15 protein-coding genes are annotated in these 14,549 nt (G+C 66.0%); 14 read left to right on the top strand and 1 reads right to left on the bottom strand.

Annotated elements, in window-relative coordinates; all coding sequences use genetic code 11:
* Positions 1 to 10: 10 nt before the first annotated feature.
* The 6 genes from NKF27_RS02915 (at position 11) to NKF27_RS02890 (ending at position 6,372) form a co-directional block, all read left to right on the top strand.
* Complete coding sequence (locus tag NKF27_RS02915; RefSeq protein WP_253555286.1) at positions 11 to 1,165, top strand: carboxyl transferase domain-containing protein; 1,155 nt, start codon at positions 11 to 13, stop codon at positions 1,163 to 1,165.
* Positions 1,155 to 2,732, top strand: coding sequence for an AMP-binding protein (locus NKF27_RS02910; RefSeq protein ID WP_253555285.1), 1,578 nt, complete (start codon positions 1,155 to 1,157; stop codon positions 2,730 to 2,732). Before NKF27_RS02915 ends, NKF27_RS02910 begins: the two co-directional genes overlap by 11 nt.
* A complete protein-coding gene (locus tag NKF27_RS02905; protein WP_253555284.1) occupies positions 2,729 to 3,247 on the top strand; it encodes a TRAP transporter small permease subunit in 519 nt (172 codons plus the stop codon). Before NKF27_RS02910 ends, NKF27_RS02905 begins: the two co-directional genes overlap by 4 nt.
* Entirely contained in the window at positions 3,244 to 4,515 is a 1,272-nt protein-coding gene (locus NKF27_RS02900; RefSeq protein WP_253555283.1) for a TRAP transporter large permease, read from the top strand. The genes NKF27_RS02905 and NKF27_RS02900 overlap by 4 nt, the downstream gene beginning before the upstream one ends.
* Positions 4,516 to 4,590: 75 nt before the next feature.
* Positions 4,591 to 5,637, top strand: a complete 1,047-nt coding sequence (locus NKF27_RS02895; protein WP_253555282.1) for a TRAP transporter substrate-binding protein — start codon at positions 4,591 to 4,593, stop codon at positions 5,635 to 5,637.
* 75 nt (positions 5,638 to 5,712) lie between these two features.
* Positions 5,713 to 6,372 (top strand): GntR family transcriptional regulator, encoded by a 660-nt coding sequence (locus NKF27_RS02890; RefSeq protein WP_253555281.1) that lies wholly within the window; start codon positions 5,713 to 5,715, stop codon positions 6,370 to 6,372.
* A gap of 124 nt (positions 6,373 to 6,496) precedes the next feature.
* On the opposite strand, the gene NKF27_RS02885 is transcribed toward NKF27_RS02890, so the two are convergent.
* A complete protein-coding gene (locus NKF27_RS02885) occupies positions 6,497 to 7,321 on the bottom strand; it encodes an inositol monophosphatase family protein (RefSeq protein ID WP_045992751.1) in 825 nt (274 codons plus the stop codon).
* Between the two features lie 243 nt (positions 7,322 to 7,564).
* Here NKF27_RS02885 and trmJ point away from each other — a divergent pair, with 243 nt between their 5' ends.
* The 8 genes from trmJ (at position 7,565) to pilW (ending at position 14,520) form a co-directional block, all read left to right on the top strand.
* The gene (gene trmJ, locus NKF27_RS02880; protein ID WP_253555280.1) at positions 7,565 to 8,401 is read left to right on the top strand and encodes a tRNA (cytosine(32)/uridine(32)-2'-O)-methyltransferase TrmJ; all 837 of its coding nucleotides are present in this window, start codon (positions 7,565 to 7,567) and stop codon (positions 8,399 to 8,401) included.
* A gap of 179 nt (positions 8,402 to 8,580) precedes the next feature.
* A complete protein-coding gene (cysE, locus tag NKF27_RS02875; protein WP_253555278.1) occupies positions 8,581 to 9,603 on the top strand; it encodes a serine O-acetyltransferase in 1,023 nt (340 codons plus the stop codon).
* 116 nt (positions 9,604 to 9,719) lie between these two features.
* Positions 9,720 to 10,190: an Rrf2 family transcriptional regulator gene (locus NKF27_RS02870; RefSeq protein ID WP_253555276.1), complete on the top strand. Its 471-nt coding sequence runs from the start codon at positions 9,720 to 9,722 to the stop codon at positions 10,188 to 10,190.
* Positions 10,191 to 10,231: 41 nt separating this feature from the next.
* Positions 10,232 to 11,392, top strand: a complete 1,161-nt coding sequence (locus tag NKF27_RS02865) for an aminotransferase class V-fold PLP-dependent enzyme (RefSeq protein WP_253555275.1) — start codon at positions 10,232 to 10,234, stop codon at positions 11,390 to 11,392.
* A gap of 87 nt (positions 11,393 to 11,479) precedes the next feature.
* Positions 11,480 to 11,806 carry an iron-sulfur cluster assembly accessory protein gene (locus NKF27_RS02860; RefSeq protein ID WP_045992748.1) on the top strand — a complete coding sequence of 109 codons (327 nt, stop codon included), beginning with the start codon at positions 11,480 to 11,482 and terminating at the stop codon, positions 11,804 to 11,806.
* Positions 11,807 to 12,014: 208 nt separating this feature from the next.
* Positions 12,015 to 12,440, top strand: coding sequence for a nucleoside-diphosphate kinase (ndk, locus tag NKF27_RS02855; protein ID WP_045992747.1), 426 nt, complete (start codon positions 12,015 to 12,017; stop codon positions 12,438 to 12,440).
* Between the two features lie 100 nt (positions 12,441 to 12,540).
* Positions 12,541 to 13,668: a 23S rRNA (adenine(2503)-C(2))-methyltransferase RlmN gene (rlmN, locus tag NKF27_RS02850; RefSeq protein WP_108131248.1), complete on the top strand. Its 1,128-nt coding sequence runs from the start codon at positions 12,541 to 12,543 to the stop codon at positions 13,666 to 13,668.
* A gap of 120 nt (positions 13,669 to 13,788) precedes the next feature.
* Positions 13,789 to 14,520: a type IV pilus biogenesis/stability protein PilW gene (pilW, locus tag NKF27_RS02845; RefSeq protein WP_253555274.1), complete on the top strand. Its 732-nt coding sequence runs from the start codon at positions 13,789 to 13,791 to the stop codon at positions 14,518 to 14,520.
* Positions 14,521 to 14,549: the final 29 nt, after the last annotated feature.

Below are 14,549 nucleotides of genomic sequence, written 5' to 3'. Positions count from 1 at the left end.
GGCGTACACCATGACCACTCATCTGCTGCAGGACATCGCCCCACAGACCCCGCTGTCGGATCCGTTTTCATCGGCAGCGGCGCAGAGTGCCGTGCTCGAGCTGGATGGCGCTCGTCTGGTCGCCGTGGCCACCCTGCCACAGCGCGCAAGAGGCGCCATCGGCAAGCGGGAAACCGCGATCTTTCGCCAGGCCATCGCCACGGCCAGCGAACATCGCCTGCCGCTGGTGATGCTGATCGACTCCGCCGGCGCCAAGATCGATGAGGGCGTGGCGGTACAGGGCGACTTGCGTGCCTTGATCGGAGACCTGCTGGTCCAGCGCCAACGCATCCCCGGGATCCTGGCGGTGCTGGGGCGCCACACCTTCGGCGGCGCCAGCCTGGTGGCCATGTGCGCCGACCAGCGTCTCTACCCCCCCGGCAACCGCCTGGCGATGAGCGGGCCTCGCCTGTTGTACGCCCACAACACTGACCCGCGCCGAGTGGACGCCGTCATCTCGTCGGCGTCCCGGCTCAGGTGCGACCCCGCCGGCCACGCCACCAGCGAGACACCGACAGCACTGCGCGACGACATCGCCAGGTGGCTGGCCTCGCCGCGACGCGGCTCGTTCAACGTCCATCCCGAAGCCGACGGCGGCGAGTCGACACCGTCTGTCCGGGTAAGCCAGTCGCGGCTAAGCCAGTCACAGCTGAGCCAGTCACGGCTGAGCCAGTCACGGCAGGGACAGCCAGCACGGATCGACTGCCTCGGCAGCGCCCCGCCGGACCATCGGGATCTTGCCGACCGTGCCCTGGCAATCCAGCGTCTCCCCGCTGGGCTGCCGCTGATCCTGCGCTGTCAGTGGAGCTGTCACAGCCTGAGGGCCATCGATGAAGCCAGACTACAGAGCCTGGCGCTGGTGCGTCTGGCCAGCACCATCGAGCACCGGGTTCGCTCGGGTGACACCGTTGAGCTGGTAATCGATGGCGAGCTCTCGGGTGGCATCTATCTCGCCCTCGCCGCCTGCGCGAGCCGGGTGAGGCTCACCGTCCGAGGCCGCGTTCGCAGCCTGCCCTCGCGGGTAGCGGAGCTGATCACCCCTCGAGGTGATCATCCACAAGCCAGCGCCGAACACCTCCACGCGCTTGGCATCATCGATACCCTGGAGGTCCGGGATGAACACTGAGGCCAGCTGCCGCAACGTCTTTCGGATGTTCCAGGATGTCGCCGAGCGGGCGGGGCATGGGCCCCTGCTGACCCTAGCGCCATTCGACAGGGCCACCAGCGAGCCTTCCACCACCCTGTCCTACGCCGACGCCATGGCGCTGAGTGCGCGCCTGGCCAGCGCCCTGATCGCACTCGGCGTCAGGCCGGGGGATCGCGTCGCCGCCCAAGTCGACAAGTCCCCGCAAGCCTTGCTGCTGTACCTGGCGGTGCTGCGTCAGGGCGCCATCTATCTGCCGCTCAATACCGCCTATACCGCCACCGAGATCGCCTATTTTCTAAGCGATGCCGCGCCGGTGCTCTACATCGCCTCCTACGCATGCATGACCGCCAACGAAGAAGCCTTGAACCGCCACCCCGGTATCCAGCGGCTCACCCTGGAGGCGGATGGCTCAGGCAGCCTGCTGACCCTGGCATCGGAGCAGGCCGAGCGCCACCGTATCCAGCCTCGTCGAGGCGACGATGTGGCCCTGATTCTGTATACCTCCGGCACCACCGGCAGCCCCAAGGGGGCGATGCTCACCCACGCCAACCTGGCCAGCAATGCCAGGGCGCTGACCCGGCTCTGGGCGTTCCACGCAAGCGACGTGCTGCTTCATGCCCTGCCATTGTTTCATGCCCACGGTCTGGTCATTGCCACCCACTGCGTGCTGCTGTCCGGCTGTCGCATGCTCCTGCTGCCTCGTTTCGACGCCGATACCGTGATTCATCTGCTGCCCGAGGCCACGGTGATGATGGGCGTCCCTACCTACTACAGCCGGCTGCTGGAGCACCCTGACTTCAGCGCCGCGACCACCTCGGGGATGCGTCTTTTCATCTCGGGCTCCGCACCCCTGAGCGAGGCCACCGCCAGACGCTTTCACGCCTTGACCGGGCACACCATCCTCGAGCGCTACGGCATGACCGAGGCCACCATCATCAGCTCCAATCCGGTGCGTGGCGAACGTCGCCTCGGCTCGGTGGGGCTGCCCGTCGAGGGCGTCAGCCTCAGGATCGTCGATGACCACGACACCCCGCTTGCCAGCGGTAACGTTGGGCACCTCCAGATCACCGGCCCCGCCGTGATGAAGGGCTACTGGCGACAGCCACAGAAGACCCGCCAGGAGTTCACCCCGGACGGCTGGTTTCGCACCGGCGACAACGGCCGCATCGATGAGGATGGCTACCTGACCATCGTCGGTCGCAGCAAGGACGTGATCATCAGCGGGGGCTACAACGTCTACCCGGGCGAGGTCGAGGCGCTGCTCGACGCCCTGGAGGGCATCGGCGAATCCGCGGTGATCGGGCTGCCCCACCCCGACTTCGGCGAGGCGGTGACCGCGGTGGTGGTGGCCGCCGCCAGTGCCACCCCGGACGAAGCGGCCATTCGCCGCCATCTGCGCGATGTGCTGGCCGCCTACAAGGTACCCAAGCGGGTGCTGGTGGCCGACGACCTGCCACGCAACACCATGGGCAAGGTGGTCAAGGCCGAACTCAGGGATATCCATCGAACCCTCTACCTTGGCCCCTCGGCCGAAGGTGCCCCATGAAACCCTTCCTCCTGCTGTGCCGCACCCTGGGCGACGCCGGCTTTTTCGCCGCCCTGCTGATCATGCTGTTCCTGGTCGCCTCGATCATCTGGGAGGTCATCAGTCGCTACCTGCTGGGGTCTCCCACCGTCTGGGTCACCGAGGTATCGGGCTATCTGGTCTCCGGCATCCTGTTCATGGCCATCGCTCGGGTCTACCGAGAAGGCGGCCATGCCCGCATGTCGCTGCTGGAGGGGCGGCTGTCGATCGCCGCCCAGAATCGTCTGGGGCTGGTCGTCGACGGCTGCACCCTGGTGTTCGCGGCCTTCGCCTTCTGGGCCACCCTGGAACTCGCCCTTCTGTCCTATCAGCTCAACTGGCGGTCCTCGACCACCCTGGCAGTGCCTCTGTACCTGCCCCAGTCGCTGATGCCGGCGGGCTCCGCGATCCTTGTGCTGGAACTGATCGCTCAGATCTACCAGAAGCTGGCGCACTTAAAGGCGCCCGCCGCCGACGAGGACGAGCCCACGCCATGATGATTCTCAGCGTCGCCCTGAGCCTGGCCATCCTGTTGATCCTCGGCGTCCCCGTGGCCTTCGCCCTGGGACTCGCGGCCCTGGTGGGCATCATCTACCAGGGCGGCCTGTCCGCCAGCCTGGCCATGTCCGACATCATCTGGGGCACCACCTCGGAATTCGTGCTGGTGGCCATACCGCTGTTCGTGCTGATGAGCGAGATCGTCAACGTCTCCGGCGTCGGCCGCGATCTGTTCGAAAGCGTCGACAAGTGGCTGGGACGCCTGCCCGGCGGCATCGCCATCAGCGCCATCGTCGCCGGCGCAATCTTTGGCGCGGTCAGCGGCACCGCCGTCGGCGTCGCGGCGGTGATCGGCAGCGTCGCCATCCCGGAGATGCTCAAGCGCCACTACAGCCCCGAAATGGCCACCGGCACCGTCGCCGCCAGTTCGGGGCTCGGCATGATCATTCCGCCGAGCCTGCCACTGATCATGTACGGCGTGGTCACCGAAACCTCGATCGCCGAACTGTTTACCCGCGCCATCGTGCCGGGGCTGGTGATCACCGTACTGTTCGCCACCTACGTCTGTATCGTCCAGGGACTGTCAGGCAGACGATCACCGACGATCCGCCTTGCCGCCGACCTCGGCTGGATCAGGTCGCTGCTCCAGGCTGGCCCGGTCATCGCCCTGATCGTGGTGGTCATCGGCAGCATCTACCACGGTATCGCCACCCCCACAGAAGCCGCCGCCATCGGCGTCGGCGGAGCACTGATCATTGCCCTCGGGCGCAGGGGGCTGACGCGCAAGAGCCTGACCACGGCGCTGGTCAAGGCCACCCGCACCAGTTGCATGCTGCTCGCCATTCTCGCCTCGGCGATGCTGTTCAGCTATGCACTCAGCAACGCCCAGCTACCCCAACAGCTGGCCAGAGTGGTGGTCGAGGCCGAACTCGGCGCCTGGACCTTCTTCCTGCTGGTCATGCTGATGCTGTTCGTTCTCGGCACCCTGCTCGATGCCATCTCGCTGGTCATCATCGCCGTGCCCATCGTCTTTCCCGCCATCCTGGCCTACGGCTTCGATCCCGTCTGGTTTGGCGTGGTGGTGATGGTCAACATGTGCTTCGCGGTGATCACACCCCCCATCGGCCTGTGCCTGTATGTGGTCAGGGACTGTGTCGAGGGCATCCGGATCAGCCAGGTGGTGCGTGGCACCCTGCCGTTCATCGCCCTCTACGTCGTATCCATCGTCATCCTGTGCATCTTTCCCGAACTGGTCACCGGTCGCTGACCCAGTGATGTCCCGCCCCTTGCGACCGAGCTTACGTCCGGCTCTCCGCCAGACCTTCAACCAGAGGACAACAAGATGAACTACTCCCTCTCCCGCCGTCGCTTCATTGCATCCGCGTCCCCCGTCCTGTCCCCCATCATGGCCATCGCCCTGACGACGACCCTGGTCGCCGGGCTGCTCACCACGACGACGACCCAGGCGGCGGAAACCCTGCGTCTGGGCCACTACTTTCCCGCCGAGGACTTCCGTGGTCGTACCACCCAGTACCTGGCCGACCAGCTCGACCCGGCGCTGCTCGAGATCGACGTCTTCCCCTCGGAATCCCTGGTCAAGGGACGTGACGGCCTGATGGGCACGGCACGCGGCACCGTGGATCTGTACAGCCTGTTCGGCGGCTACGTGGTGGGCACCGTAGGCATGATGAAGATCTTCACCGTGCCCTTTCCTCCCGACTCCCTGGATGACGCCGACGTGCTGGCCTTCGCCAACGACCCGCGCGTGCTCGAACCGCTGGGCGAAGCCTTTGCCGCCTCCCAGGTCAAGCTGCTGGGATTCATCAATTCGTCCGGGCAGACCACGCTGTTCCTGGCCGAGCCGATCACCGGTCTGGACGCACTCGAAGGTCGCAAGATCCGCGGCGTGGGCGGCTACACCGACCCGGCGCTGGAAGACCTTGGCGCCACCGTGGTGTTCATGAGCGCCGCCGAGCAGTTTCTGCAGCTGCAGACCGGAGGCGTCGATGGCGTGATCACCACCGATTCCTCCTACGTCAATCTCGGGCTGTCCGAGGTCGCCCCGGTGGTGCTTGCAAGCTCGATGGTACGCACGCCCTATCCGCTCATCATGAACCTGCGCAAATACAATGGACTGAGCCAGGAGGCGCGCGACGAGCTGCATCGGGCGGTCGAGGCCACCATCGAATGGTCGAACGCCAACTTCACCGAGGAGTCCGCACGCCTTCACCAGGCGGTCGATGAACAGGCCGAGACGGTGTACACCTTCAGCGAGGAGGATCTAGCGCTTGCCGACAGCCTTCGCGACAAGTACCTGTCGGCGTATATCGAGGAGTTCGGCGAGTCCGCCGATGCGCTGGTCGAGGTCTACCGCAGCTATCTCCAGTAATTTCGACCGCGGCATCCGGCAAGTCGACGTCAGGATGCCGCCCTCCTTCAACGTGTCTACTGCGGGGACCGGCCGATGGCATCGCCCACCAGGACCACCGAGCACATTCGCCAGCAGCTGGAAGATCGCATCCTGCGGGGCAGCTACCCGCCGGGGCACCGGCTGAACGAGCGGGATCTGGCCGCCGAGTTCGAGGTCTCCCGCACGCCCATCCGCGAGGTCATTCGCATGCTGAGCTCGGAGGGCCTGGTCGAACACCGGGCCAACCAGGGCGCCTTTGTCCGGCGCAATTCGCTCAAGGACATTCTCGACATGTTCGAGATGCTGGCGCTGCTGGAGTCCTCCGCTGCCCGGCTGGCGGCGCGCCAGAGTACCGCCGATGACATTCCCCCATTGCTGCAGGCGGCCCGGGAGACCATCGACACCGCGGCAATCACCGCCGAACGTTACACCAGCGCCAACAGGGCCTTCCATGAAGCGATCTACCGTCTGGCCGCCAATGAGGCCCTGGCCGGCCAGATCACCGACATCCGACGCAAGATCGAGCCCTATCGCGGGCACATCCACCGCATCGCCGGTATGCGCAGCATGTCGGCCAACGAGCATCTCGAGATCGTCTCGGCCATCGCCGACAAGCGCGAGGGTGCCGCGGCGGATGTGATGTTTCACCACCTGGACATGCAGCGAGCGGAGTTTTCCGGCTTCGTGTTCTCGCTGACCAAGGCACTGGCGTAGCCCGCGCCATGCGCGCGACCTGCCTTGCTCGACAGCACAGACGACAACGCCCCCGCGGCCAGGCCTCGGGGGCGTTGCTGTGACGGCGTCACGATCACCGCCCGCTCGCGCGAGCGGTGCCGAATCAGTCCTCTTCGGGCTGACTGGGCGCCGTGTGCACGTGGGGCGCAAGCTGCTTGATCAGCGCCTTGAACAGGCGCGGGTTGGCGGCCATCAGGGCGCCTTCGATACGCACCGAGGGCTGGCCATCCGGGGTGCCAATCAGGGCACCGGACTCCTTGAGCAGCAGCGAACCGATGTCCAGGTCCTGCTCCTCGACTCCCAGCACGAAGGCGGCGTCGGCACGACCGGCGGCCAGACGGGCCATGTCGAGCAGGCCACAGGCGCTGGCTTGAAGCTGTTCGGCCTGGGGGCCGAGCTGCTGCACCAGGGTCAGGTAGGTCGGCAGAAAACGCGAGCGCAGGTAGGTATCGGGAAGCCCCAGCGACAGGCGGGCGCCAGCGGCGCTCTTGATCTTGGACACACGCAGACGCTTGCCATTGAGCTGGGCGCCACGGCCACGGCTTGCCAGGTATTCGTCATCGCTGAAGGGGCAGATCACCACCGCGTGCTCCGGACGGCCCTTGATCAGACATACCACGGACAGGGCGAACTCAGGGGACGCCACACTCAGGTTCGAGTAACCGTGGAAGGGTTCGATGCGCCACAGGATATCCGCGCCTTCGCCTTCACCGGCACGGTGGGGCGTGTAGCGACCGACGACCCCGTGCTGGGGATAACCGCGGGTCAGCTGGCGGGTAATCAGGGATTCGGCGTTGCGAGCGGTGTCCTCGAGCAGACGGTCGAGGTTGTGCTCGTCGTGGGCATTCTCGATTCGTTCGCGAATGCGCAGAAACTGTTCGCCGGCGCTGCGGGCAGCGCGCAGGGCGTACTGGACCATCGGATGCATGATCGGGCCTTGGGAGTCGGTGGTGTTAAAGAACGGAGTCGACGTGGGTAACTGACTCGGCGCGAATCCTAGCAGACCACGGGCATGAATGCCACGCACTTCGCCCCAGCGCGCATCTACCCATGCTAGACTGGCGCCCCTGGCGCTGCCGACCGGTCCGCCATCAGCGCCCTTGCATCGGTCATTGAATAGACCACTGCACCAACCACCGCATCAACCCGCCGCGTCGTTACAGGATCTTCCATGCTCGAGCGCATTCGCATCGTTCTCATCGGCACCAGCCACCCCGGCAATATCGGCGCCACCGCCCGCGCCATGCACAATATGGGACTCGCCGATCTGGCCCTGGTCGCACCACGCTGCGAGGTCATCACCGCCGACAGTGTGTCCCGCGCCTCCGGGGCAGATGCCCTGGTCCACGACGCTCGGGTGGTCGACAGCCTCGAGCAGGCGGTCACCGACTGCACCCTGGTGGTGGGAGCCAGCGCGCGCTCGCGCACCTTGCCCTGGCCGATGATCACCCCGCGTGAGCTGGGCGAGCGTCTGCCCGCCGAGCTGGCCACGCCCGAGGCCCGCATCGCGCTGGTCTTCGGCCGCGAGGACAGCGGCCTGTCCAACGCCGAACTGCAACGCTGCCACGCCCACGTCCACATCCCCACCAATCCCGACTTCAGTTCGCTGAACCTGGCCGCGGCGGTGCAGGTGCTGGCCTACGAATGCCGCCTTGCCTGGCTGGCCCAGGCTCAGACCCAGAATAAGCCAGGCCCGGCACAGGACGATGAGGAAGAAGCGCAGCCACTGGCCAGCCACGAGGAGCTGGAGCACTATTTCGCTCATCTGGAACGCGCGCTGATCACCATCGGCTTCCACGACCCGGCGAAGCCTCGCCAATTGATGGCCAGGCTGCGCCGAGTGACCCTGCGCTCGCGCCCCGAACGCATGGAGCTCAACATCCTGCGTGGCATCCTCAGCGCCACCGAGAAGGCCGCAGGCGGCCAGGCGCTGGGCGCCCGCGAAAGCGAGCCGGAATTACAGCGAGAACATGACACGCACCAGGGCCAGAAGCCGGCCCAGGACTAGCCCGAACCAACAGCAGAACCAACAGCAGGATCAGCGCCAGGCCGGCGGCTCTGGAGCGACACGGCGTCCACCTTCGAGCCGCTGAGCTTAACCAGATCACTGACTCGACAGGTGGCAGGCTTGAATGGCCCACCACCAGCCCCCACTATGATTCTCTTGACCGACTCAGGGACCGCCGCATGTTTCAACGCCTACGCGAAGACATCAACAGCGTATTTGCCAGGGATCCGGCGGCGCGCAACTTTCTTGAAGTCCTGACCAACTATCCTGGCCTTCACGCATTGCTGCTGCACCGGATCTCCCACCAGCTGTGGAAGCGCAATCTCAAATGGATCGCGCGCACCCTGTCGACGCTGGGCCGCTGGTTCACCGGCATCGAGATTCACCCCGGCGCCACCATCGGCCGGCGCTTCTTCATCGACCACGGCATGGGAGTGGTGATCGGCGAGACCACCATCGTCGGCGACGATGTCACTCTCTACCAGGGCGTGACCCTGGGCGGCACCAGCTGGAACAAGGGCAAGCGTCACCCGACCCTGGAGGACGGCGTGATCGTCGGCGCCGGCGCCAAGATTCTCGGCCCCTTCACCGTCGGTGCTGGCGCCAAGGTCGGCTCCAACGCGGTGGTCACCAAGGAAGTCCCGGCCGGAGCCACCGTGGTCGGCATCCCCGGCAAGATCGTCCAGCGCCGCGACCCGGACAGCGACCCGGGCCTCGAGGTCGACCCGGCCCGTCGCGAGGCGATGTGCCAGAAATTCGGCTTCGACGCCTACGGCATGAGCCAGGACATGCCCGACCCGGTGGCCAAGTCGATGCAGGCCATGCTCGACCATATGCACGCGGTGGATGAACGCATCAGCGGCATGTGCAAGACCCTGAGGCAACTGGACCACAGCTACCGCGACGGCCAGATGCCGGAGATTCGCGACGAGGACTTCGCCGAGATACTGGAAGACGTCGACCGCGCCTGTGCGCCGGTGATCGGGCGTGACGCCAACGCCGATATCCTGGGCTCCGACACCGCCACCAGCGGCAACGAAAGCGCCAGCGGCAATAAAGACGTCGGGCCAGGCACCTCCGACCCAGGCACCTCCGACCCAGGCACCACCGACAAGGACAGTGCCGGCGGCAGCGAGACGGCCAATGACGCCGAGCACGGGGCCGAGCGGGAAGACGAGGCGACGACGGCACGGCGCCAATAGTTGACCACGACACTCGGTCTTTCCCATAATATCGCTTTGATCCAAGCGTCGTCGGCTACCGACCACGCCCACACTTTCCGGACCGCCGACCCATGTCGGCGTCGAGGGTTCGCCCCATGCGCCTGACCACCAAGGGACGCTACGCTGTCACCGCCATGCTCGACATGGCGGTCAACGCCGACCAGGGCCCGATCTGCCTGGCCGACATCGCTCGGCGTCAGCAGATCTCGCTGTCCTACCTCGAGCAGCTGTTCGCCCGCCTGCGGCGCGCCGGCCTGGTCGACAGCGTGCGCGGGCCAGGCGGTGGTTACCTGCTGGCGGAGCCGGCAGCGTCCATCTCGGTGGCCCGGGTCATCGATGCGGTCAAGGAGTCGGTGGACACCACCCGCTGCGGCGGTCTGTCCGACTGCCAGAAGGGCGACACCTGCCTGACCCATCACCTGTGGTTCGAGCTGTCCGAGCGCATCCAGGACTTCCTCGACGGCGTCACCCTGGGCGAGCTGGCCGAGCGCCAGGAGATCGCCGAGATCGCCGGGCGTCAGCGCCGTCGCCAGCACAACGACGACATTGCGACCTCGGCGCCCTGAGCTAGACTTTCGCCCCTCTGCCCGCCAACGATGACATCGCCATGACTTCACCCGTCTATCTCGACTACGCCGCTACCACCCCGGTCGACCCCCGTGTCGCCGAGGTCATGAGTCGGCACCTGACCCTCGAGGGCACCTTCGCCAACCCGGCGTCGCGCAGCCATATGCCCGGCTGGCTGGCCGAGCAGGCGGTGGAGAACGGCCGGCGCCAGGTCGCCGACCTGATCAAGGCCGACCCGCGAGAGATCGTCTGGACCAGCGGCGCCACCGAGGCGGACAATCTGGCCATTACCGGCTTCCTCAGGGCCAATCGCGACAAGGGCCGCCACCTGGTCACCTCCATCATCGAGCACAAGGCGGTCATCGATACCGCCAAGGCGGCAGAGCGAGAGGGCTTTGACGTCACCTGGCTGACGCCCCAGGCCGACGGAAGCGTCAGCCCTGGCCAGCTGGCCGAGGCCATGCGCCCCGACACCGTGCTGGTATCGCTGATGGCGGTGAACAACGAACTCGGCACCATCAATGACATCGCCGCCCTGGCCGAGGTGGCCCATGACCACGGCGCCATGATCCACGTCGACGCGGCCCAGGCGGTGGGCCGCATCGACCTCGACGTGGGGCGAAGCAAGGTCGACATGATGTCGCTGTCCGGCCACAAGGCCTATGGCCCCAAGGGCATCGGCGCGCTCTATGTGCGGCGTAGCCCCGATCTTCGTCTCGAGGCGCTGATCCACGGCGGCGGCCACGAACGCAGCATGCGTTCCGGCACCCTGGCGACCCACCAGATCGCCGGCATGGGCGAGGCCTTCGCGCTGGCGGCGAACGAAGGCGAGGCCGATCAGGCACGTATCCAGAGCCTGCGGGATCGCCTGCTCGGAGCCATCGCCGATCTCGACGGCGTGCACTGCAATACCCGCCTCGAGGCCTCGGTGCCCAACATCATCAACCTCGGCTTCGAGGGCGTCGACGGCGAGTCGCTGCTGATGGCGCTGCGCGACATCGCCCTGTCGACCGGGTCGGCGTGCAACTCGGCCAGCGTCGAACCGTCCTACGTGCTCCAGGGCATCGGGGTGCCGCGCCGTCTGGCGCTGGCCTCGCTGCGCCTGAGCATCGGACGCTTCACCAGCGAAGACGACATCGACCGCGCAGGCCAGGCCCTGCGCACCGCGCTGATTGGCCTGCGCCAGCGCGCCATGCCTTGAGAACAGCACCCTTCGACGGGCAGCGCACGACAGAGACAGTTTCGGTGACTGCCGCCCAGGCGGCAGCACCCGACCCAGGAGAATGATATGGCACACCTGAAGATCACCCCCGCCGCGGCCGACCAGATCCGCCGCGTGCTCGACGAGCGAGGCCAGGGGCTTGGACTGCGGGTTTCGGTCAAGCCCAGCGGCTGCTCCGGCTACAGCTACGTCCTCGACTTCGCCGACGACGTCCAGGCCGACGATGCCCTGTTCGAGGAGCACGACGCTCGGGTCTATGTCGCCCCGGAAGCGCTCGAGATGCTCGACGGCAGCGAGGTCGACTACGTCAACGAGGGGCTGAACCGGTTCTTCCGTTTCAACAATCCCAACGTCAAGGACGAGTGCGGCTGCGGCGAGAGCTTTACCGTCTGAATTCGCCGTGATCGCGGCAGAACTCGCCGGCGCCGCGACGAACAATTGTGTTCAAGGCGCCACGAGGACGCTATAATCTGCGCTCTTCGGCGCAACACGCCGCATCGCTTCGTTTTCCCGCGTCGCGCCGCCCCGGTCCCCGGGGCGGCGCGACGCCATCTACCTGGCATCCATGCCCACTTCCTGGGCCCAACTACTGGAGAGTTTCATGGCTACAGAGCGCACTCTGTCCATCATCAAGCCCGACGCCGTCGCCAAGAATGTCATCGGCGAGATCATCACGCGCTTCGAGAAGGCCGAACTGAAGGTCGTCGCCGCCAAGATGGTTCATCTGTCCCAGGAGCAGGCCGAAGGCTTCTACGCCGAGCACAAGGAACGCCCCTTCTTCGGCGACCTGGTGTCCTTCATGACCTCTGGTCCGGTCGTGGTGCAGGTGCTGGAAGGTGACAACGCCATCGCCAAGAACCGCGAGCTGATGGGTGCCACCAACCCGAAGGAAGCCGACGCCGGCACCATCCGCGCCGACTTCGCCTCCTCCATCGACGCCAATGCCGTCCACGGCTCCGACTCCCCCGAGTCCGCCGAGCGCGAAGTGAGCTACTTCTTCGGCGCAGACGAGATCTGCCCGCGCTAAGGGCGTCGGGGTCCGACCCTCGTGATTGCGGCCCCATCGGTGAACGGATGCCCCTGGCATCCGTTCGCTCCTTTCTGCCCACCGACCCGCTGAACCTGCCATGACCACCACCGCTGCTCCCCAACGCGTCAACCTGCTCGGCATGACCCGAGAAGAGATGGAAGCCTTCTTCCTCTCCATCGGCGAGAAGAAGTTCCGTGCCGCCCAGGTGATGAAATGGATTCACCACGAAGGCGTCGACGATTTCGCCGCCATGACCAACCTGTCCAAGGCGCTGCGCGCTCGCCTCGAGGAAACCGCCGAGGTACGCGGTCCCAAGGTCGTCTATGAAGGCGCCTCCAAGGACGGGACGCGCAAGTGGGTAGTGGAGGTCGAGGACGGCAGCTACGTCGAAACCGTGCTTATCCCCGCCGACAACGGCAAGCGCCGCACCCTGTGTGTGTCATCCCAGGTCGGCTGCTCGCTGGACTGCAGTTTCTGCTCCACCGGCAAGCAGGGCTTTCAGCGCAACCTCACCAGCGCCGAGATCATCGGCCAGGTATGGGTCGCCTCCAACAGTGGCGGCTCACGCAAGGACAGCGCCAATCGTCCGGTCACCAACGTGGTGATGATGGGCATGGGCGAACCCTTGATGAACTACGACAACGTCGTGCCGGCGATGAAGCTGATGCTCGACGATCAGGGTTACGGCCTGTCGAAACGCCGTGTCACCCTGTCCACCTCCGGGGTGGTACCGATGCTCGACCGCCTGGGCGACGAACTCGACGTCAGCCTGGCGATCTCGCTGCACGCCGCCAATGATGCGCTGCGCAGCGAACTGGTACCGCTCAACCGCAAGTACAACATCCGCTCACTGCTGGACGCCTGCCACCGCTATCTGGCCAAGTGCGACGACACCCGCCAGGTCACCATCGAATACACGGTGATCAAGGACGTCAACGACCAGCAGGAGCATGCCCGTGAACTGGCGGAGCTGTTGAAGGAACTGCCCTGCAAGATCAACCTGATCCCCTTCAACCCCTTCCCCCATTCCGGCTACGAGAAGCCCTCCCGCAACCAGGTGATGCGCTTCCAGCGCTGGCTCTACGAACTGGGTCATACCGCGCCGATCCGTTCGACCCGGGGCGATGACATCGACGCCGCCTGCGGCCAGCTGGTAGGACGGGTCAAGGATCGTACGCGTCGTCACGAACGCTACATTCAGTCGATCCAGATCGACGCCGACTGACCCTGTCGTCTTGACTTCATTCCGGCACGGCGCTTTGATATTCGGGCCTTTTCCTGCCCACGGGCGGGTGTCGCCAGACGCCTTCCCGCCACGGCCAAGCAGCGGGAGTACGACAACGCCATGACGTGCCAGGCAGACAGCTCAAGCGCCGGCCTGCGCGGCCTGGTCATCGGACTGGCCATCGCGCTTCCCCTGACGCTTGCCGGCTGCGCCGTCGCCGTGCCCCAGTCCGACGAGTCCCCCGCCGTCGCCTATCGCAACCTCGGCGAAGCCTACCTGCGCCAGGGCAACCTTCCCCGCGCCACGGCGGCACTCGATCGCGCCGTCTCGCTCGATCCCGATGACGCCGCCGCGCTGCAGGCCCTGGCACTGATTCACCAACGCCAGGGGGAAGCGGCGCTGGCGGACGAGTTCTTTCGACGCGCCCTCGATGAAGACCCGAACTTCACCCGGGCACGCAACAATTACGCCGCCTTCCTGTATGATCGGGGGCAAACCGGTGAGGCCTGCGAGCAGCTTGAACAGGCCAGTCACGATATACACTATGCCCACCGGGCCCAGCTGTTTGCCAACCTGGGACGCTGCCGGTGGGAACTCGGCGAGGTCGAGACGGCCAGGGCGGCGCTGGAGCGATCCCAACGCATCGACTCGAGCCTGCCCGCGAGCCACTTGACCCTCGCCGAACTGGAATACGCACAGGGCAACCTTATGCGCGCCCGATCACAGCTGGATCGCTTCGTGAGCCAGGCGGGATGGACCACCGCCGCCAGGCAGCTTGCCGCTAGCCTGGGAGACGCCGACACCGGCGCCCGGTCATCGGCCGAACCCGACCAGCCTTCACGCGCGCTTTGATCACTGTTTACACGATGAAGGAAGCTCAG

Source organism: Halomonas sp. DN3, from assembly GCF_024137905.1.
GTDB lineage: Bacteria > Pseudomonadota > Gammaproteobacteria > Pseudomonadales > Halomonadaceae > Halomonas > Halomonas litopenaei.
Note: the sequence above shows the minus strand (reverse complement) of the source record. Positions and strands in the feature narration are given on the sequence as shown.

Bases quoted from the DNA above. Each gene is read 5' to 3' on its own strand.
- NKF27_RS02915 (WP_253555286.1), top strand. From the start codon at position 11: ATGACCACTCATCTGCTGCAGGACATCGCCCCACAGACCCCGCTGTCG.
- NKF27_RS02910 (WP_253555285.1), top strand. From the start codon at position 1,155: ATGAACACTGAGGCCAGCTGCCGCAACGTCTTTCGGATGTTCCAGGAT.
- NKF27_RS02905 (WP_253555284.1), top strand. From the start codon at position 2,729: ATGAAACCCTTCCTCCTGCTGTGCCGCACCCTGGGCGACGCCGGCTTT.
- NKF27_RS02900 (WP_253555283.1), top strand. From the start codon at position 3,244: ATGATGATTCTCAGCGTCGCCCTGAGCCTGGCCATCCTGTTGATCCTC.
- NKF27_RS02895 (WP_253555282.1), top strand. From the start codon at position 4,591: ATGAACTACTCCCTCTCCCGCCGTCGCTTCATTGCATCCGCGTCCCCC.
- NKF27_RS02890 (WP_253555281.1), top strand. From the start codon at position 5,713: ATGGCATCGCCCACCAGGACCACCGAGCACATTCGCCAGCAGCTGGAA.
- NKF27_RS02885 (WP_045992751.1), bottom strand. From the start codon at position 7,321: ATGCATCCGATGGTCCAGTACGCCCTGCGCGCTGCCCGCAGCGCCGGC.
- trmJ (WP_253555280.1), top strand. From the start codon at position 7,565: ATGCTCGAGCGCATTCGCATCGTTCTCATCGGCACCAGCCACCCCGGC.
- cysE (WP_253555278.1), top strand. From the start codon at position 8,581: ATGTTTCAACGCCTACGCGAAGACATCAACAGCGTATTTGCCAGGGAT.
- NKF27_RS02870 (WP_253555276.1), top strand. From the start codon at position 9,720: ATGCGCCTGACCACCAAGGGACGCTACGCTGTCACCGCCATGCTCGAC.
- NKF27_RS02865 (WP_253555275.1), top strand. From the start codon at position 10,232: ATGACTTCACCCGTCTATCTCGACTACGCCGCTACCACCCCGGTCGAC.
- NKF27_RS02860 (WP_045992748.1), top strand. From the start codon at position 11,480: ATGGCACACCTGAAGATCACCCCCGCCGCGGCCGACCAGATCCGCCGC.
- ndk (WP_045992747.1), top strand. From the start codon at position 12,015: ATGGCTACAGAGCGCACTCTGTCCATCATCAAGCCCGACGCCGTCGCC.
- rlmN (WP_108131248.1), top strand. From the start codon at position 12,541: ATGACCACCACCGCTGCTCCCCAACGCGTCAACCTGCTCGGCATGACC.
- pilW (WP_253555274.1), top strand. From the start codon at position 13,789: ATGACGTGCCAGGCAGACAGCTCAAGCGCCGGCCTGCGCGGCCTGGTC.